This is a genomic window from Acetatifactor muris, assembly GCF_024623325.1.
GTDB lineage: Bacteria > Bacillota > Clostridia > Lachnospirales > Lachnospiraceae > Acetatifactor > Acetatifactor muris.
In genome coordinates, this window is sequence record NZ_JANJZD010000013.1 from 117,219 (window position 1) to 136,700 (window position 19,482).

The 19,482-nt window shown below is 49.1% G+C and carries 21 protein-coding genes and 1 tRNA gene; 1 reads left to right on the forward strand and 21 read right to left on the reverse strand.

From position 1 onward, the window contains the following. Nucleotide 1: 1 nt before the first annotated feature. The 12 genes from NSB25_RS14055 to NSB25_RS14110 form a co-directional block, all read right to left on the reverse strand. Complete coding sequence (locus NSB25_RS14055; protein WP_103240274.1) at nucleotides 2–811, reverse strand: polysaccharide deacetylase family protein; 810 nt, start codon at nucleotides 809–811, stop codon at nucleotides 2–4. A gap of 175 nt (nucleotides 812–986) precedes the next feature. Beyond that, the gene (locus tag NSB25_RS14060) at nucleotides 987–1,538 is read right to left on the reverse strand and encodes a GNAT family N-acetyltransferase (protein WP_103240275.1); all 552 of its coding nucleotides are present in this window, start codon (nucleotides 1,536–1,538) and stop codon (nucleotides 987–989) included. A gap of 23 nt (nucleotides 1,539–1,561) precedes the next feature. Beyond that, the gene (locus NSB25_RS14065) at nucleotides 1,562–3,328 is read right to left on the reverse strand and encodes an ABC transporter ATP-binding protein (RefSeq protein ID WP_103240276.1); all 1,767 of its coding nucleotides are present in this window, start codon (nucleotides 3,326–3,328) and stop codon (nucleotides 1,562–1,564) included. Between the two features lie 99 nt (nucleotides 3,329–3,427). Next, nucleotides 3,428–5,221: an ABC transporter ATP-binding protein gene (locus NSB25_RS14070; protein ID WP_242982453.1), complete on the reverse strand. Its 1,794-nt coding sequence runs from the start codon at nucleotides 5,219–5,221 to the stop codon at nucleotides 3,428–3,430. Continuing rightward, entirely contained in the window at nucleotides 5,203–5,937 is a 735-nt protein-coding gene (locus tag NSB25_RS14075; protein WP_103240277.1) for a PHP domain-containing protein, read from the reverse strand. The genes NSB25_RS14070 and NSB25_RS14075 overlap by 19 nt, the downstream gene beginning before the upstream one ends. Before the next feature lie 197 nt (nucleotides 5,938–6,134). Further along, entirely contained in the window at nucleotides 6,135–7,058 is a 924-nt protein-coding gene (locus NSB25_RS14080) for a DUF4153 domain-containing protein (RefSeq protein WP_103240278.1), read from the reverse strand. Continuing rightward, a complete protein-coding gene (locus NSB25_RS14085) occupies nucleotides 7,039–7,776 on the reverse strand; it encodes a DUF4153 domain-containing protein (protein ID WP_103240279.1) in 738 nt (245 codons plus the stop codon). The genes NSB25_RS14080 and NSB25_RS14085 overlap by 20 nt, the downstream gene beginning before the upstream one ends. 58 nt (nucleotides 7,777–7,834) lie before the next feature. Further along, nucleotides 7,835–8,047 (reverse strand): helix-turn-helix domain-containing protein, encoded by a 213-nt coding sequence (locus NSB25_RS14090; protein ID WP_103240280.1) that lies wholly within the window; start codon nucleotides 8,045–8,047, stop codon nucleotides 7,835–7,837. Between the two features lie 46 nt (nucleotides 8,048–8,093). After that, nucleotides 8,094–8,567, reverse strand: a complete 474-nt coding sequence (locus tag NSB25_RS14095; RefSeq protein WP_103240317.1) for a DUF2975 domain-containing protein — start codon at nucleotides 8,565–8,567, stop codon at nucleotides 8,094–8,096. A 153-nt stretch (nucleotides 8,568–8,720) separates the two neighbouring features. Then, nucleotides 8,721–10,049, reverse strand: a complete 1,329-nt coding sequence (locus NSB25_RS14100; protein ID WP_103240281.1) for an MATE family efflux transporter — start codon at nucleotides 10,047–10,049, stop codon at nucleotides 8,721–8,723. A 7-nt stretch (nucleotides 10,050–10,056) separates the two neighbouring features. Further along, a complete protein-coding gene (locus NSB25_RS14105) occupies nucleotides 10,057–10,494 on the reverse strand; it encodes a MarR family winged helix-turn-helix transcriptional regulator (protein ID WP_103240282.1) in 438 nt (145 codons plus the stop codon). Nucleotides 10,495–10,656: 162 nt separating this feature from the next. Further along, entirely contained in the window at nucleotides 10,657–11,454 is a 798-nt protein-coding gene (locus tag NSB25_RS14110) for a TatD family hydrolase (RefSeq protein ID WP_103240283.1), read from the reverse strand. Between the two features lie 246 nt (nucleotides 11,455–11,700). On the opposite strand from NSB25_RS14110, the gene NSB25_RS14115 reads away from it, so the two are divergent. Beyond that, a complete protein-coding gene (locus tag NSB25_RS14115; RefSeq protein ID WP_103240284.1) occupies nucleotides 11,701–12,591 on the forward strand; it encodes a hypothetical protein in 891 nt (296 codons plus the stop codon). A gap of 10 nt (nucleotides 12,592–12,601) precedes the next feature. Here NSB25_RS14115 and NSB25_RS14120 read toward each other — a convergent pair whose 3' ends face one another. The 9 genes from NSB25_RS14120 to NSB25_RS14160 all read right to left on the reverse strand — a co-directional run bounded on the left by NSB25_RS14120 (nucleotide 12,602) and on the right by NSB25_RS14160 (nucleotide 19,448). After that, nucleotides 12,602–12,766, reverse strand: a complete 165-nt coding sequence (locus NSB25_RS14120) for a hypothetical protein (RefSeq protein ID WP_257479267.1) — start codon at nucleotides 12,764–12,766, stop codon at nucleotides 12,602–12,604. Between the two features lie 13 nt (nucleotides 12,767–12,779). Beyond that, entirely contained in the window at nucleotides 12,780–13,412 is a 633-nt protein-coding gene (locus tag NSB25_RS14125; RefSeq protein WP_172455138.1) for a histidine phosphatase family protein, read from the reverse strand. A gap of 20 nt (nucleotides 13,413–13,432) precedes the next feature. Next, entirely contained in the window at nucleotides 13,433–14,074 is a 642-nt protein-coding gene (locus tag NSB25_RS14130) for a DUF6709 family protein (RefSeq protein WP_103240286.1), read from the reverse strand. Nucleotides 14,075–14,093: 19 nt separating this feature from the next. After that, nucleotides 14,094–15,512 carry a DUF6709 family protein gene (locus tag NSB25_RS14135; protein ID WP_103240287.1) on the reverse strand — a complete coding sequence of 473 codons (1,419 nt, stop codon included), beginning with the start codon at nucleotides 15,510–15,512 and terminating at the stop codon, nucleotides 14,094–14,096. 241 nt (nucleotides 15,513–15,753) lie between these two features. Continuing rightward, nucleotides 15,754–15,826: transfer RNA gene (locus NSB25_RS14140), tRNA-Lys, on the reverse strand. Nucleotides 15,827–15,926: 100 nt separating this feature from the next. Then, complete coding sequence (locus NSB25_RS14145; RefSeq protein WP_172455139.1) at nucleotides 15,927–16,364, reverse strand: Fur family transcriptional regulator; 438 nt, start codon at nucleotides 16,362–16,364, stop codon at nucleotides 15,927–15,929. A gap of 67 nt (nucleotides 16,365–16,431) precedes the next feature. Next, entirely contained in the window at nucleotides 16,432–17,274 is an 843-nt protein-coding gene (locus NSB25_RS14150; protein ID WP_103240318.1) for a putative manganese transporter, read from the reverse strand. Nucleotides 17,275–17,481: 207 nt separating this feature from the next. Continuing rightward, on the reverse strand, nucleotides 17,482–18,147 hold the full coding sequence (locus NSB25_RS14155; protein WP_103240289.1) for a DUF6709 family protein: 666 nt from the start codon (nucleotides 18,145–18,147) through the stop codon (nucleotides 17,482–17,484). Nucleotides 18,148–18,245: 98 nt separating this feature from the next. After that, nucleotides 18,246–19,448: a class I SAM-dependent rRNA methyltransferase gene (locus NSB25_RS14160; protein ID WP_103240290.1), complete on the reverse strand. Its 1,203-nt coding sequence runs from the start codon at nucleotides 19,446–19,448 to the stop codon at nucleotides 18,246–18,248. Nucleotides 19,449–19,482: the final 34 nt, after the last annotated feature.

Below are 19,482 nucleotides of genomic sequence, written 5' to 3' on the forward strand. Positions count from 1 at the left end.
TTTAATCATTTAAACTGACTGCCGTACCGCCCTTTACCTCTACAATTTTCTCATCATTCACTTTCAGCCACACACTGCCGGCACCGGGATTATAAACCATTTCGTTATTACCGGAAAATTTCAGGTTCCCTGCCGCATCCATATAATCAATGATTTCAATGTTAGTGGCATACCAGATGTCTGTCCTTCCGCCCATATACCTGCAGAATTCTTCTATTACATTCCAGTTATCTCTGTCATCAAATTCATAACTGTGTCCCCAGACATACATAAGCTTTAAATACTGCTTTTTCTGAAACTCAGCAAAAAATTCCGCCTTCTTCATCAGTTCAGGATCATTGTGATGACAGGTGGGATGCCACTCCAGAGGGTCCGCGGGCAGCTCATAATCCGCCCTTGCCTCCACTACCCGGCCATATGCAATGCCAAGCTGTCGAAATAATTGCCTGATTTCTTCACTGTAAGAACCGTTTGGATAGGCATGACCCCGGACCAGGCCGCCTGTGAGTCCTTCCAGCCCAATCCGATCTTCCAGAACTTCTCTCGCCACTTCTACCAGAGGACAGCGCGCAATAGTGGGATGTGTCATGGTATGTGTTGCCACTTCATGTCCCTGATACAGTTCCCTGATACGCTCTCTCACAATACGGCGCGGATCCTGTTCCATTAACCCGTAATTCAGGTTAAAAGTTCCCTTTATACCATATTTATTGAAAATTTCAACCAAACGCTCATCCTGAAGTTTACCGTCGTCATAGCTCATGGTGAGCGCTTTTGCCTTTCCCTCCGGAAAACATGTGTACACTTTCATTGCCTTTTGTCCTCTCCTTTGTTCACAATTATGCAGCTCTTCTCATTCTTCGCAACAATACAAAACCAGACTCTCTGAAGTAACACACCGCTTTTCTGCCGCCTTATTTATGTACTATATAGTTTATACTCTCGAACAGACTTTTTCAATAGTTCAATATGAATAAAGGCCGGCATCACGCCAGCCTGATCTTATCCATCATCCCCTTCGGCAATACTGCTTCATAAATGCCGTAATACTCCTCAAATGTCACTGTCCTGCCAAAAGTCAGAATCTCCATCTCCACCCCGAACAAATTCACGACAAAATCCATAGTCTTCATTCCATTTCGCAGGTAAAACCTTTTCCGGCGCAGACGTTCTTCCGCATTCTCCGCCTGCGTCGCTTCTTCTCCCAGCGTGGTTTCAATCTCCACCACAAGGCTTCCGAGGCCATAACGTTCCCGCAGTTCCCGAAGGGTACTGCTCCCTGCTCCGCCGCCCTGGTATTCCGGAGCAATGGCAAGGTAATCCAGCAGTGCCAGACCACCGGCCAGCAGCATAATTGCCAGACCGCAGAACTGTCCCTCCTCATTCTCTATAGCCAGGATGTCGAAAAATCCTTCCGCACGTTTTTTCAGTATCATGGAAAATGGCTTCTTCTCCGATTTCGGAAAGGATTCCTCATATAATTTTCTGACACATTCCAGCTGTTCTCTCGTGTTCGCTTCCTTAATCCTGAACGACATAATAATCCTTCCCTTTTTGCTTTTCAGGTCTGATGAATCTGAAGCTCATACAGCTTCTTGTAAATCCCATCCTGGGCCAGCAGCTCCTGGTGGGTCCCCTGCTCTCTGATTTTTCCCTTCTGCATGACCATAATGCAGTCCGCATGCTGAATGGTGGAGAGACGATGGGCCACCATGATGGTAGTACGCCCCTGCATCAGCTTTTCCAATGCCTCCTGAATCAGCAGCTCCGTCTCCGTATCAATGTTGGCGGTCGCTTCGTCCATAACCAGGATGCTGGGCTTGTGGGCAAGGGTTCTGGCAAAGGACAGCAGCTGTCTCTCCCCTGCGGAAAAGGTGGAGCCCCTCTCGGATACCGGCTCCTGATAACCGTTCGGCAGCTTCTCGATAAAATGAGAAGCATTCACATACTCCGCGGCCTCTTTCACATCATCAAGTGTAATGTCTTCATCATGCAGCCGGATATTGTACTCCACATCTCCCTCGAAGATAAACACATCCTGCTGCATCTGACCGATGGCGCCCCGCAGCTGCTTCTTGCTGAGCCTGCGGATGTCCACTCCGTCAATGTAGATATTTCCTTTCTGTATGTCGTAATATCTCCCGATCAGATTCAAGATTGACGACTTTCCGGCGCCCGTCGCACCCACGAAAGCCACTTTCTCGCCGGGCTCAATGACAAAGGACACATCTCTCAGAACATAATTCTCGTTGTCATAGGCAAACCACACATGGGAGAATTCAATCCTTCCCCTGATCTCAGGCAGAATAACCGGGTTCTCATCCTCTTTTACCAGCGGTTCTTCGCTCATGATGGTAAATATCTTCTCCGCCGAAGCAATGGAGGACTGCAAAGTGGAAAACTGCTCCGCCAGCTCCTGTATGGGCTCAAAAAAGGACTGAATATACTGGGCAAAAATGTACAGTGTACCGATGGATATCACATTTCCCATGACTTCGCTGCTGCCCACACCCAGGACAATCATCAGGGAAATAATGCTCAGAATGTATATCAGCGGCCGGAAGATGGCGAATACCATCATTTCCCTGTAGCCTGCACGGAACAGCTTATAATTCTTGTCATTAAACTCTTCATACTTCCGTTTCTCTCTGCCGAATATCTGAATGATGCGCATACCGGAAATGTTCTCCGACAGGAAAGTATTCACATCCGTCAGCCGCGTCCTGGAGATACGGTAGGTCTTGCGTGCAATCTGGCGGAATACCACAGTCAGCACCGCCACAATGGGTAGCAGTATGAAGGAAATCAGCGCCAGCTTTTTGTCCATCATCAGCATCACCACGGCCAGTCCCACAATCTTCACAATGTTGCGAAACAGCCGAACCAGAATGCCGGAATACATTTCATCCAGTGCTTCCACGTCATTGGTGACGCGGGTCACCAGCCTGCCCACCGGTGTCAGGTCAAAATAGCGGCTGCTCAGCGACTGAATATGGGCATACAGCTCCTTGCGAACAGTGAGAATAATACTCTGCCCCATCTTCTGCAGCAGCCAGGTCTGGGTAATGTTGAACACAAAGCTCAGCACCAGCACAATGGCATACTTTATGGTAGTCTCCACAATTACATCGAAATTCCCCTGCTCTTTGAACAAGTCGATGGCATCACCGATCAGCATGGGACGGTACAGATCAAAACCGGTCAGCGCCAGCACCAGCGCCAGACAGATAACCACCCACCCCACGTAAGGTTTCATATAAGAAAGCAGGTGCAGCAGGGCATTGCCCTTGTAACTGGACTCTATATTATCATCGGTTAACGTGCTCATAACACCCTCCAATTCTTCTTTCTACCCTTTAAAGCCATTCCTGAGACTCCAAATCCACTTCCGAAATCTGCCCCACAGCTTCAGAGCTTCTCCGCCTGCTTACATGGCTGTCAGCTCCTGCTCCAGCTGCTGCTTCTCATAAATATGGGCATAGAATCCTTTCAGCTCCACCAGTTCTTCATGTGTGCCATACTCCGTCAGCTCCCCTTCTGTCAGCACCGCGATATGATCCGCTTTCTGCAGTGTGGAGATACGATGCGCAATGATAATCGTGGTCTTCCCCCTGCGCAGCTCCATCAGATTCTCCAGAATCTGCTCCTCGGTATCCGTGTCCACGGCAGACAGGGAATCGTCCAGAATCAGCACCGACGCATCCATCAGAAGCGCTCTTGCAATGGAGCTTCTCTGCTTCTGTCCGCCCGACAGCGTCACTCCCCGCTCACCTACCAGCGTCCTGTACTCTTCCGGAAAACCCATGATATTATCATGAATACAGGCTGCCTTTGCCGCTCTCTTGATACTGGAGCGAATCTGCGGATGGTCTCTGAGCCGTTCCTCCAGGCCGAAGGCAATATTTTCCTCCAGCGTATCCGAGAACAGGAAGTTATCCTGGGGCACATAGGCCATATCCCGGTGCAGTACCGCCAGCGGAAACTCCGTGATAGGCCTGCCGTCCACCAGAAGGGCCCCGTCCTCGCAGTCGTAGACCCGCAGCAGCAAGTCAGCCAGACTGGACTTTCCACTTCCGGTTCGTCCCAGAATCCCCAGCATTTCTCCCTCTTTCACATGGAGACTCACATCCCTTAACACCGGATCTTCACCGTCCGGATAGGTAAACGTCAGATGATTCAGAACGATATCACCTCTGATATGTACATCTCTGTTCACGCAATCTTCCGGCACCTTATCCACAATATCCGGTTCCTCCCGGAAGATACTGGCGATCCTCTGAAATGCTGCCGCCGCCTGGCTGAAATTATTAATACAGTCTCCGCAGGCAATCATGGGCCATACCAGCATTCCGATATAAGAATTAAACGCCACAAACTGACCGATGGAAATCTGCCCCGCCAGAACCATCTTTCCTCCAAACACTAACGTCAGAAGAAGGCTGATTCCTGTGACAGTATCCAGCGCCGGTCCGAACATAGCCCGAAGCTTTACCATGGAGAGATTCTTCTCCATGCTGTTCTCGCTGGCTTTTTCAAAGGCTCTGAAATCCTCTTCTTCCTGTACGAAAGCCTTAACCACACGAATTCCCGCTATGCTCTCCTGCACTTTGTCGGACAATCCCGAGAAGGCTTCCTGACGCCTGGTCTGGCGCTTTTTGGCCTCTATTCCATAGAAATAACATCCCACTGCCACCAGTGTCAGCGGGACGAATGCCATAACTGTCAGCTTAAAATCCACATCCCATATCATTTTCATCAGGACCATAACCGTCATCACAATGGCGTCAAAGGCTGTAACCACCGCAGGTCCCACCGCCATACGGATGGCTCCCAGGTCATTGGTAAAACGTGCCATCAGATCCCCCGTCTTATGAGCGTTGAAATAGCGGGCGGAAAGCATCTCCAGATGCCCGAACATATCGTTGCGCAGACGATATTCAATTCCCCTGGCGGAACCGAAGATGCAGAATCTCCAGCCAAAGCGCCCCAGCATCATCACCGCGCCTGCCGTGAAAATTTTCACAAGCAGAAAAAGCACACCTTCCCTGTCCAGTATGCCTTCCGTCAAGCCGTCAATCACTTCTCCTATAAACTGCGGAATATACAGATTTGCCGCATCCACTGCCAGCAGAATTACGATACCAGCCAGATAATACCACTTGTATTTCCACAGATAGGGAAACAGAGAAAATTTCTTTTGCTTCATATTTGTACTGTGCATTCCACAACCTCCTTACCGTCCAGCAGGCGCTGTGCCTCTCCCCTCATAACGGCATGGGTAAAATCATGAATATCCTTCAATTTCCGGGAAAATATCATTCCTCCGTACAGCATCTGTGTACTGTGCTGATCCGACCCGGCTGTCATGGGCAAATGCTGCTTTTCTGCATAAGCCATTGCCATTTCGTTATACTCCGGATGCCTTTTTCCGGTCAGTCTGCCCGTATGTGCTGCGTTCAGACCTTCCACCGCATCCACATATCCGGGGAACAGCTGCACCTCAGATATGTAAGAAGCCTCTCTGTACGGATGGGCATGGCTGATTATGCCTCCGCCCTCATGTACCAGCTGAAACTGTTCCTCCACTGTGGCATCCCTGATTTCCGGATGCGCCAGCAGCCATTCTTTATCCAACCCATAGACCAGAAACTCCGGCCCGTGATAGCCGGACTCCCAGCCGAAAAATACCTGAAGCCCCAGTCTGTCTCCCTCCGCCCTGGCATGTTCATATCCCAGGCAGAAGCCTTCCACCCATTCCTCCCAGGGCAGAGCCCTGTCCACAGCTGTATTCCCATAAAAGAAATGATCTGTCACTATAATGCCGGTATAGCCGCATTTTGCATAGGCCCTTGCCATCTCCGCTCCGCTGCTCTTGCCGCAGGCGCTTCCTTCGCTGGTATGCATATGTGTCTCGTACCAAAAACCTTCCAACTTCATCTCATCTTCCCAGACCTTTCAAACCGTCGATTCTCTGCTGTCCTTCTTGTCATTGAATTCCCCGTCTCCAGGCACACAGTTCTCCTGTCCGGCTTTGCCAATCCCGTTCAGGCATTGACATCTATTGTACTCCACGTCTGGTACATGCGTCAATACAGTAACTGATATTTTCTTGCCGCAGCAGTTCTGCCGAACTGTTATTCCCGGCAATCCCGAAAATGCGTCAGCGCCAGATGTCTCGACACATTGTAGGTTCGAATTCCCATGTTCTCTGTATTCCGCTGCATTTTCCGCATCCAGTAGTATCCGAAACCCATCTGTACGTGACGGGCATTCCCGGCATCCAAATCCCATGCCCCCCATGCACTTGTGTCAGCAGCATACTGTACGGCATCCTCCGTGTAAAAGGCCTCCATATCATAGCCCAGCTCCTTCAGGTAGGGAACCAGAACCGGCGCCGCATCCGCACTCAGACTTCTCAGATAGTAATAATCATTATAGGGCTCCTTCGCCAGGAAAAAGGAGTGATATACCATCCCGTCTTCCCGGGGGGCGTTCGCCACATTTACCTTCGCAATCAGATAATCCGGATGTGCAAAGGATAATATCAGATACAGCACTGCCACTACGGCTGCCTGATAACGAAACAGCGGAAATTTCTCCTTAAATATATTCACCACCACACCCGCGAACAGAAAGGTCAGCAGTACCAGGGCCCACAGCACCAGAATCCGAAGATAGGTCAGATAATAGTAGCGAATATACATAATCATTCTCACCGCACTGGATGCAATCATCACAAAGGTGCAAAGTGACATAAGCGTCAGAATAATCTTCAGCACTGTGCTTTCCCTGAAGAATTCCATACAGCACAGCACAATTATCAGATTCAGCAGACTGACTGCCAACAGCTGAAAAAAGCCCTCTCTGGCATACATGGCATAGGTGTACCCCTCCGGCAGTCTCAGGCTTCCGAAAAAAAGTCCCGCAATCTGTATCCCGGAAAATAACAGATACAAAAGAGTCAGCATTCCTGTCACGGTGATTGCCAGAACAGGCTCTCCCCTGCGCACATCCCCCACATCTTCCCGGATTCTCTTCTTACACAGATACGCGGTCACGGCATACGCGGCAAAAAAACAGGACTGTTATCCGGAAAAATATATTTATAATTCCTCCCAGGCTGATGCTTTGCAGCAGCCTCGCCGTCATCTGACGGAATACGGCGTCGGCGCTGGCCAGGAGCAGAAGCACGATTAAGAACAGCGGCAGGGCTATCACAAGCCCCAGCGCAGCGTACCAGACTCTCTTGTCCACCTTTTTCCCTCTGCCCTGCCGCCAGGCCGCTCCATCGGTAAAGGGCCGGCCCAGTTCTCCGATACTGGCAAAAATCAGGACACAGATACTGCCCAGATATTTCCCCAGCTTCCACTGTGCAGTCTGAAAGCACTGCCTCAGCAACAGGCTCATCAGAAGCAGGAATATCCCCAGCTTATTAAAAAAAATCAGGAACCCGTCATCTGTGCAGAACGTGGAAATCCCCAGCAGAAGCATGGCAGCCATGTAAAATCCGCTTCCTTTTTTTACAGAAATCCCCAGTCTTGCAAAGGACAAGAAGAAAAATAAGAGGCTGCCTGCCACGAAAAAAGGGAATGTCACCCCGGAGCCGTTTCTGTACATGCAGAATGCGTACAGCACCGCATATCCGAATGCCAGCGGCCCGATAAAACCAAAATTCTCCTTCAATCGTTTTGTCTCTTCCGTCTCCGCAGGAACCGGCGGCATGGGGGGTACCGGCGGCACAGGCGGTACCGGCGGTCTTTGTTCTGTTCTTTCCATCTCTTCTTACACTCCTTTCACTTCATCAGCACAGCTTTTCCCTGTACCGAATATTTATTTACTCCCCGTCCGGCACATATTCCAGAATATCTCCGGGCTGGCAGTCCAGCGCTTTGCAGACTGCTTCCAGTGTGGAAAAGCGTACTGCTCTGGCTTTGTTATTCTTTAAGATGGACAGATTGGCAAGGGTTATGTCTACCTTACCTGCCAGCTCGGTGAGGCCCATTTTCCGCTTTGCCATCATGACATCCAGATTTACCACAATTCCCATCTTCACACTCCCTGCCTGCCATCAAGGCATCACATATCATGCTTCACTATATAGTAAGATCATTTTCCTGCTTATACCGCACTGCCTCCGCAAACACACAGGCAAGCACCTTGCTGAACAATCCTGCAATAATGAACACCAGGATCACCACACCCATGGCCACAGTCATATATACAATGCTTCTTACCACCGACATGACTGCAATGAAAAAGCTCCAGTTTCCCATCTTCTGCAGACTGATGACATTTTCCTGCACAAAGCAGTCTCCCTCCAGCACAGTCCTGAAAATCTTCCGCAGCTCTCTCACCAGAACCATCGCAGCCACACCGAGCACGAAATAAATAATCACCGACTCCTCGTAATGCTCCACCATATACGGAAACTGTTCTCCGATTTTCCGGATGCTGAACGGCAAAGTCACCGTCACGGCAATCCCCGCATAAAACATAAAGTCCAGAAGGTATTTTGTCCATGTGGTCAGGCAGTTCTTCTTCGTCCGGATATCTTTTTTCTCTTCCATAATCACCTCAATTATCAGTTCCGCACCATAGCCCGGATACATCCGAACTGTTATGCCTCTGCTCTTCTGTAAGGTAATATAGCACTCCGAAATCCGAATGTCAATATATTTTTATTGTTTTTCAATAAATCTTCTGCCTGTTCTGTCTTTCTGTCAATAATGATACTTTCCTTTCATTCCCACCAGGAACAGAATCGTCACCACTGCCGCCATCAGTTCTGCCGCCACAATGGAAACCCAGATTCCGTCAATTCCCCAAATCAGCGGTAAAAGCAGCACTGCCGCCATCTGAAACACAAGGGTCCGCAGGAACGAAATCAGTGCGGACACCAGTCCGTTTCCCAGGGCCGTGAAAAAGGACGAGCCGTAAATCGCCAGCCCTGCAAAAAGGAAGGAAAAGGAATACACCAGAAACCCTCTCAGCGTCAGTTCCAGAAGCCCCTGGTCATATCCTACAAAAATCATGGAGAGCGGTCTGGCCAGTACTTCTCCCAACGCTACCATACCCACAGAAAAGGTGCCCACAAGAATCAGGCTCTTTCTGAGCAGCCCTTTCAATTCTCCGTGATTTCCCGCGCCGTAATGGTAACTAATTACCGGTGCCACACCCACAGAATACCCGATAAAAACAGCCAGGAAAATCATGCTCACATACATCAGTACTCCATATGCCGCCACACCATCCTCTCCTGCGTACTTCATCAGCTGTGCATTATAGAGCATGCCGACAATGGACATGGAGATGCTTGACATCAGCTCGGAGGAGCCGTTTGTACACGCTTTCAACAGAGCTCTGCCGTCATATTTCGTCCTGGTCAGCCGCAGAAGACTTGTATTTGGACGCAGAAAATAAACCACCGGCACAATCCCTCCCACCAGCTGGCTGAATGCTGTTGCTGCCGCTGCTCCCACCAGGCCCCAGCGGAATACCCCTACAAAGACAGCATCCAGCACCATATTACTCACTCCTGCTGCCACAGTGACGGCAAGCCCCAGCTGCGGCTTTTCTGCCGTGATGAAAAAGCTCTGAAATTCGTACTGCAGAATAAACGCCGGAAGCGCTGCCAGAATAATCCTGCCGTATAGCACACAGTTATCCAGCATGACGCCTTCCGCCCCGAGCAGTGCCCCTACCGGACGGATAAAGACGATTCCCAGCACTGCTATCACAATACCGCAGCCAAAGGACAGATACACAAACAGTGAAAACAGTCTCTGCGCCTTCTCCTTCTCTCCCGCTCCCATGGTAATCGCAATGATAGCACTGCCGCCTGTACCGAACATAAATCCTATGGCTCCCAGAATCATCAGAAACGGCATGATAAAGTTCACCGCCGCAAAAGGAGTCTTCCCCACAAAATTAGATACAAAAAAGCCGTCAACCACACCGTAAATCGACGTAAAAATCATCATGATAATGGATGGCAGCGTAAAACGCAGCAATTTCCCGTAATTAAAATGATCTGATAATTGAATTTTCATTATTCCTTCACAACTCCTTTATTTTTTCCCTGAACTCTTGCAGATATTTTCCCGTCAGCTGAAGATACTGCTCCACTTCCTCTTCAGGCCAGGAATCCAGTATACCGTTCTCAATCTCAATCAGCCGCACTACCGTGTCTTCCGCCAGCTTCTTTCCTTTGTCCGTCAGGCATACTCTTTTCTTCTTTCCGCTGGCATTTTCCAGATAGACCATTCCTTCCGTCTCCAGCCTGCGCAATGCGGAATTGATCGTCTGCTTGCTGATTCCGGACAGCCTGCAGATATCACTGATGGGATATTTATCTCCGTTATCACAGATAATATAGAAAATCTGCATTACACTGTCAGATAATCCCAGCTTCTGAGCCGCTTCATGATAGGCCGCATCTGTCTCTCCCACCAGATAATTGAAGCGCTTCATTTCCGCCGTTGTAAATCCCTTCATCACCGCCGCCTCCTGTTCTTCTTTTCTTTCGTCCCGTCATATGGCATACAACACGTCTGACATATAAAAAGTACGAAATCGTACTTCAAGTAGTTTAGTACGATTTCGTACAAATGTCAAGACCCTGCATTATTGCAGTAAATCCTCCTGAACTGGACAGTTTCACTTCACCTGAAAGTCCTGGGATTCCTGCATCCGGTACAGCCGCATTCCATTATCCCACACTTTTTTCCGCACTTCCTCTTCCGAAATCCCTTTTACCTCAGCCAATGCGGCAATGACATAAGGGAGATTCAGAGAGCTGTTGCGCTTTCCTCTGTGCGGAACCGGCGCCAGATAGGGACAGTCTGTCTCCAGCACAATCCTGTCCATGGGAATATAGGCAACGGCCTCCTTCAGCTTCCTGGCATTTTTAAAAGTCAGAACACCTCCCACGCCAAAGAAGAAATCCATCTCCAAAAATGTCCTCGCCGTCTCCTTTGTGTAGGAATAGCAGTGTACCACACCACCGATTTCACCGGCTTTTTCTGCCTTCATGATATCCACAGTGTCTTTTGCGGCATCCCTGGAATGAATCACCACCGGCAGGTGGATTTCTCTGGCCAGGTTCAGCTGACGGACAAACCATTTTTTCTGGGTCTCCCGCTCCGGTTCCCCCCAGTAATAGTCCAGCCCAATCTCCCCCACTGCCACACATTTTTCCCACAGGCACATCTTCTTTAGATGCTCAAATTTCTCTTCAGTCATTTCTCCGGTCTCACCGGGATGTATCCCCAGTGCGGCATAGATATAATCATACTTTTTTGACAGTACAACAGTTCTCTCGCAGGAAACCACACTGGCTCCCACATTTACAATTCTCGCTATTCCGCTTTCCGGCAATGCCTCCAGCAGTGCCTCTCTGTCCCCGTCAAATGCACTGTCATCATAATGAGCATGTGTATCAAAAATATATGTCATTCTGTTTCCCTCTCTGGCCCTGAATATTCAGGCCTCTCCAAACCTTCAGCGGTGCCGTTTCATCGTAAAATTCCGTCGCTGTCATCTGAGATACACGGTATTATATCACACTTTTTTAAGCAAAAAGAAATTATTTTTTCATGCTTTTTATATATTCTTAATAAATTGTGTTGCATTTTGTCAGAATTTCACGTAATATGGAATAGGAAAATAATAACAAACGCAGTAAAGAAAAGGAGAACTATTATGGCATTTTGTGAATTTTGCGGAAAAGAGTTACAGGAAGGAGAAGTGTGCAGCTGCCGGGCAGCCACCGCACAGGCTCCGGAAACTGCCGCTCAAAGCATGGATAAAAATACGGCTGTAGAATCAGCCACGCAGGCACCGCCTGTACCTCCGGTACAACCGGCTCCTGCCGCCTCAGGAGAAGGTTCCGCCTCGCAGCCTTCCGTCACCATCACACTTCCTGACAAGGATGCGCTTACCAGCGGCCTGAAGAAAGTTCTGTCCACCACATTGGCAGTGCTAAAGCAGCCAGCCACAGAAGGCAGAAAGTTTGTGGAAAAGGGAGATAAAATCGCAGCAATTGGGATTATTGCCGTTCAGACACTTTTCTCCTGCCTCTTCAGCATTATTATGGTAAGCAGAGTCAACCTGGCTCTTGATCTGGGAAAAGACTATAAATTCTCCGGTCTGAAAGCATTCTTCCTGACTCTGTTGTTCTCATTGATCTTCTCCGGGATAATGCTGTTGCTGCTGTGGGGTGCAGCCATTATCATGAAAGCATCTACGAACCTGGAACAGATACTGTCTCTGACAGCCGTGCGTTCCATCGGACTGCTTCCCATGATTATTCTTGGCAATGTATTCATGATTATTAACACCCCCACCACCATCTCTCTTGGTCTCGTACTATATTATGGTTCTTTCTTCCTTGCCACCGTTTTCCTTCTCGGTGCAGTCAAAGGTTTAACCGGCGTAAAGGACGATCTGGCATCTTACGTGGTATTCGGCGTGATGGTGGTATTCATCCTCCTCTTCTGGCTGATTGGCACCAAAATGGCACTGTCCCTGTATATTCCCGGTTCCATCCGTGACCGGATCGGCAATATCAGTTCTCTGATGAGAATGTTTTAAGTAGCTTTTTTTACAACAGGAACAAGATAACAGGAACCACAACACCTGTGGGACATTCTTCCATCAATGGTGTGTGGTTCCTTTTTGTCGCTTTCTCTTCTTCACTTCCGTGCTTTTCCGGTTTCAGCATTCCTTCTGCCACTTCTCCCCGGCCGGCCATTGCCTTTCCTGTCACCGTCGCCTTACTTTCAGGGCCTTCCGTTTACCGGATCCGCATAATAAATCCGACTCTCCTCCAGAATCCGGAATCTTCCCTTATCCAGAGTCAGAATAGATGCCGCGCAATTAGGCAGACTGAGCTGCCAGAAATCCCCCAGCGGAATCCCGCACACAGCGCTTAAAAGCCCCCTGTTAAACGCACCATGAGCCACAATCAGTACATTTTCACAGGCTCCTTCCAGAGGCACAATCTGCTCCTGCAGGAATGCCCTGCCTCTGTCCATGACATCCTGAAAAGATTCCGCGCCCTCCGGCGGGATATAATGTTCCGGATCACAGAAGAAATTATGAAGGGGATGCGTGGATTTCTGCTGCTTTGCTTCATCAAAAGCAGCTCCTTCATGTTCCCCGAAAAACATCTCCTTCAGCCGTTCATCGGATACCAGCGAAACAGGCCTGTCCCCGAGAATAATCTGTGCCGTCTCGGCCGCCCGGACAAGGGGAGAACAAAATGCTCTGTCAAATGCGATCTCTCTCAGTGCTTCCGCTGTCTTCACTGCCAGTTCTCTTCCAAACGCATTCAGCGCAATATCACTCTGTCCCTGCAGCCTGCGCGTCCTGTTCCATTCTGTTTCGCCGTGTCTGAAAAGGTATATTTTCACCTCTGTCCCCTTCCCTGCCTCTATTCCATATTCCGGCGATACTTTATATTCAGAAAAGCGTCTCTGTCATTTTTAAACATGTATTTGTACTCAGGATTATTCCCCACAACTATATGAGAATATCTCTCATATATCTCCTGTATCCGTGACAGATTGCTTTCAGATACCCGGACTCTTTCCACACTGCCGTCTTTAAGTCCCAGACAAAGATAATAATTCACTCTGTTTCTGGACCTTTCCGTTTCACCATACACCAGGACCACGATATCATTGCCCACCAGAAGACAATTCAGGTCATGACTGTATATCCAGCTCTTGCCGACCCATATATTGCCCACCTTCTCCGCTGCCGCGAAATCAGTGTCCAGCTGCTCCATGGTGACTCCCGAATGTCCCTCCAGATATTTCCGCGCCCGCTTTCCCACTGAATTTGTAAGACCTCTGATTATAAGAGCCACCACAATCAACAGGAAAAAAAGTCCCAGTCCGGCCAACCCGTAAATATTGCTCATGGACTCGCTTTTAGCCAGTTCCGGTGTCCCTCCCTGCAGGGCCTCAAGAGCAGCAGGCCCGTACTTCCAGAAAGGTGCGCTCAAAGCCAGACAAATCAGACAAAAGAGCAATATGCTCATCCAATATTTTAAAGTCAGTTTTCCTACCATATTCCGCCCCTCCCACTTCTCACACTGCCGTAATCTTTACATTGTCGCCGACTCTCTTTCTCACAAGCACCATAAACAGTCCGAGAGAATCTTCCCAGTTGAAAGACAGTGCCTTATCAAAGGTCTTCTTCGGAGTGGCGTTGCGATAATAGAACCTGGCCACATAGGAAACATAGCTGACACGCACTTTCCCGCTGCGTACCTGCCCTGATATGGTGGCCGTCTCAATCTTATCCAGACGCTCGGAGTCAATGACTGTCGCCTGTCCGTTCCAGGAGAGCGCCACCCAGTAGCGGCTCCCCACGACACCCTGCAGCATGGCATCCTTTGTCTTCTCCCTGAATTGCCACTCACTGCCCGCATTCAGAACATCCTCTGCAAAATCTTCCTGTTCCGACGCCGAAGGGAGCTCCTTTTTGACACTCTTTTCCAGCTTCTTCAAAATTTTGCCGGGTTTCGCCTGTCCCTTCTGTCCGAACCAGAAAAGCAATCCTGTCAATTCTCCCAGCAGCACGCCGAGAGACAGGTAAAATACAAGTAACTTCTGCACAGGCACTTTTACAAAAATGCCGATAGCCAGGAAAATCACCACACCGCCCAGCACCGACAGATAGCCCAGACGGCGTCCGCGATTGAGACTGTAATCGCACCAGTCTTCCACCCAGTCTCTCTGTGCGGCCAAAAAGCGATCCAGCTTACTTCCGGATTTCTCTGCCTTGTCAGAATGCTTTCCAGCGCCCCGTAACAGAGCAATCAGCCGGAACACGGCAATCAGGAGATTGAGCCCTGCCGCGAATGCACAAATCCAGATATCACCACCTGACAGACCATTGATACTGCCGTCTACTATATAATACCAGTCAGACTGCTGCCAGCCCTCCTCCAGGGCCTTACCCATAGCCGCCATGACCTTGCCGTATTCATCTGAATTAAAATAAGCTTCATAATGAGAACCGCTTCCCCCGGAGCTCATGTAGCTGTCTACAATCTCACTGTCTTCCACTGCGGCGAGCATCTCTTCCACTGCTTCCGACTCCATGGGCTCCAGTGATCCCCACGCCGTAAACGGCTCCATATCCTTGCCTGCTCTCATCTCTGCCGACAAATGCAGGTCCCACATGAGATTCTCAAGTCTGCCCTTGTCATTGTCCGACACCACGATGTAGATAAACGCCTGTCGCTCCTGATCGTATACCACATACCCCATGGTTCTCACCCTGTCAGGATCTCCCGAATAATACTCTTCTACCCGGGATGCAATCGGATACGCCGCTTCATATGATATGTAACGTCCTTCCGCTTCGCTGAACGTCGTGCCTGAAGCCAGCTCCTCCGGCCCTCCCCTCATCTTCGTACACAGCGAGCCGCCGAGAATCCAGAATACAGCCGCGCCTGCCAGCGCACATAACGTTATTACAATACTTAAAAGTTTTTTCATTATGCCCTCTCCTTACCATTATTTTTTCTGCTATATTATACAAAAAAATCCGGGATATTTCAATAAATTGATTTTATTTGATTTGGAATTCATTTTAGATGACAGATTTATGTCAGGTTACTTTCGGGATACGCCGACAGCAGGACAAGGTACTCGGAAAACTGATTTTTGATTCTGAGAGATTTGCACGAAAAAAGAACCGCCCCCAGGGCCTCTAAATCCCCAAAAACAGTTCTTCACATGCGCCGCCAGGGGCTCGAACCCTGGACACCCTGATTAAGAGTCAGGTGCTCTACCAACTGAGCTAGCGGCGCGTTTCCTTTGTAGGGTATGTTCATCAACATACTGTTCTGTACAACAAAATGAATTATATTATATTTTTTTAAGAAATGCAAGTACTTTTTTTAAAAAAAATTAATTTTCTACATCCGGCTCCATTTTCCGGCATGCCCTGCAATAACCATATAATTCCAGCTTATGGCCTGTGACAGTAAACCCTTCCGTTTCCTCCAGATGAAGGTGCGTGAAAGGACAGCTCTGCAGCGGAACCCTTTTGTGACATTCCAGACATACCGCGTAATGTGTATGTTCGTCCCGTTTCAGTTCATAGACAGTCGTACCGTCTTCCATCCAGGCAGTCTTCTCCACAAGCCCCTTCTCTTCAAAGGCCGCCAGAATCCGGTAGATAGTCGACACTGCATATTCCTCCCCCTGACTTTTCCGCTCCACACGATGGTAAATCTGCGCCGCGCTCAGAGGTTCCTTTGCTTCCCACAATATGCCGTATACGCTTTTTCGCTGTTTCGTCCATTTTATTCCCTGTGGATACTCAATTTCTCTTGTTTTGATCATATGACAAGTTACGCTGCCTTCTCTCCGCAGCCCCTTCATTTTGTTATTTATAAGTTACGCTGCCGGTTTATACAGGAAGAAATCCCATCACGATTCCCGCAGCCACTCCAATTCCATAGAGGAGCAACAGGATTTTCAGGTTTTCTCTTCTGTTGTGATTCACCCGGAAAAGCACCAGCACACCCACGCCGGACCCTGTAAACAGACCCGCCATTGTGGCTCCCAGGCTTAAGGCGCCTTCCAGATACAGCCGGGTAATCACCACCGACCCGGCACAGTTTGGTATCAGCCCCACAAAACCTGCCAGCACAGGGCCAAGCACAGCTCTGTCCCGCAGCAGCTTTTCCAGGATATCATCCCCCGAAAAATGAAGGACCAGATTCAGAATAAATGTTATCAGCAAAATGAAAAAGGCAATTTGTGCTGTATGTGTCAACGCAGAGGATAGAATCCCTTTCTCACAGTGACAGTGCTCCTGCTCACAGATGTCGTGGATACTTCCTCTGTCCTCCGCCTTTTTTCTGCGCCGTATCAGGTCAATCAGCAGACCCGCCGTCATTCCCAGAAGCGCCTTCCCCAGAAGGATTCCCACAATTTCCTTAAAGGGCGCCCTCTCCGAAATAAGGATGGGCAGCATTTCATCGGAAGTGGACAGATAGATTGCAATCAGTGTCCCCAGTGTAATCACACGTCCGGCATACAGATTGGACGCCGCCGCCGAAAATCCGCACTGCGGAACCGCTCCCAGCAGACTGCCCATCACAGGCGCCGCCTTATCCGCATTTTTAAGCCATCTCCGGATTCCGTTCCCTGTCCTGTGCTCCAAATACTCCATTGCCAGATAAGCCAGAAACAAAAAGGGAATCAGTTTTATACTGTCTATAACAGAATGTTCAACAATGTGCAGCATCTGTGTGCCTCCCGTTCCGTCGCCTGCATTCATATCATACAGGCGCCCAAATGCAAATGCAATTCATTTGCATTTAGAACTATAGCACATTTTATACTTTTGTCAAGCACTTATTGACTTTCTACAATAGTTCCGTAATCTGTCATAACAGTTCAGACAGGCACTGCACTGTTACCCTGTCTGATTATTCCCGCCTGTCGTGTACAATTACCCCTTACGCCTGCTCCGAAACAGAAAAAATACACCCAGCAAAATACCTGCTGTCAGAAGAATCATTCCCACCGGTGCGCTGATTCTGGCTCTCTGCATTCTTCTGGAGGCATCTTTAATCATCAGAGGCTCTCCCATAGCCGCAATCTCTGCATCTGTATATCCGATTTCACGCATATATTCCGAGAGCAGATAGGGAAGCCTTCCCTGCGCTTTTACCACATAACCTTCCAGCATTATCGTGGAGACAGGCCAGACTCCGGTATCCAGATAATCCAACGTCTCCTCCAGCAAAGTCTCCATTGCTGCCTGTCTATCCGCAGGAATCTCCAGAATCATCATCCCTTCCTCAGCCGGAATTGTATAATAATATGCGCTGACCTTTCCTCCGTCCATATTCGACATATCTGCAAAGCACCCATACGTATAAGGTACCGCTCCCTTTACATGCATTCCCTCCCGGGCTCCGTTATCCAGCAGATACTCCACATCATACTCCGGTTTCAGAGACATCCAGAAGTTCTGTGCCGACGACATCACAATGACAAACCCTATGGCACACAGTGCCATAACCACCACAATCTTCCAGGTTCTCTTCACTTCTTCCTTATCCGACTGATATGTTCCAAACATAGTGTTGACACTTCTGTCAGTTTTTCTCATTTTCGTTCTCCCACTATTCCCGACTTCTGTTCTTCCCTAATTATAATATGCATTTCCCAGAAATCTTTCAATAGATTCATTTCAGCCACTTCCACAAACTACCTCTCGCTGACCACCTGAAAAATGTAGAATTTCAGATAATATGACTGCTCTGCCGCCCAAAGAATCGGGTGATCAGGGCCCTGGGTACGGAATTCCACCTGCCGCAGTCTCCTGTGTGCCCCTGTCGCCGCCTCCCGCAGTGTTTTGGCAAAAAGCTCCTGTTCCATAAAATGAGAGCAGGAACAGGTGACCAGAAATCCGCCGTCCCGCACCAGCTTCAGGCCTCTGAGATTGATTTCCCGATACCCCTTCACCGCGTTTTTGACGGAATTCCTGGATTTGGTAAAGGCAGGCGGGTCCAGAATCACCACGTCAAATTTCTCTCCCCTTTTCTCCAGCTCCGGAAGTAATTCAAATACATCTGCACATAGAAACCGGACTTTTTCCTCCAGATGATTCAGTCTGGCATTTTCCTCAGCCTGTGTTACGGCAAGCAGGGACGCATCCACCCCCAGCACGCTCTCCGCCCCGGCAATTCCGGCATTCAGCGCAAAGGATCCCGTATGCGTAAAGCAGTCCAGTACTTTTTTCCCTCTGCAGATCCTGTGAATGGCCGCTCTGTTGTTCTTCTGATCGAGGAAAAATCCCGTTTTCTGCCCTTCTGCCACATCCACCAGATATTTTACACCATTCTCTGCAATTTCCACTTTGGTGTCAAAGGGGGCTCCGATGAACCCTTTGCTTCTCTCCATTCCCTCCTGCAGCCGCACTTTTGCGTCGCTTCGCTCATAGACACCGCGGATATGGATGCCATCCTCCTGCAGCACTTTCTTCGCCGCGTCCACAATCACTGATTTCCATCTGTCAATTCCCAGAGCCAGCGATTCCACCACCAGCACATCCTCAAACTTATCCACCACAATACCCGGCAGAAAATCCGCCTCTCCGAAAACCAGGCGGCAGCTGGAAGTATCCATAATCTGCCTGCGATACTCCCAGGCATCCCGGACTCTCCGCTCCAGAAATGCTTCATCTATGACCATATCTTTTTTTCTGGACAGCATGCGTACGGTAATTTTAGATTTCGTATTAATAAAACCGCAGCCCATACAATAGCCGTCGAAATCATGAACCGCCACCACATCACCGTCTTCGAAATCCCCCTCAATCTTATCTATTTCATTGTCATAAATCCACGCGCCTCCCGCCTTTAAGTTACGTCCCTCGCCTTTTTTCAGAATTACTGTTGTCCGCTCCATTTTATCTTCCCTTCATGGCCTTATACTTTTCGCA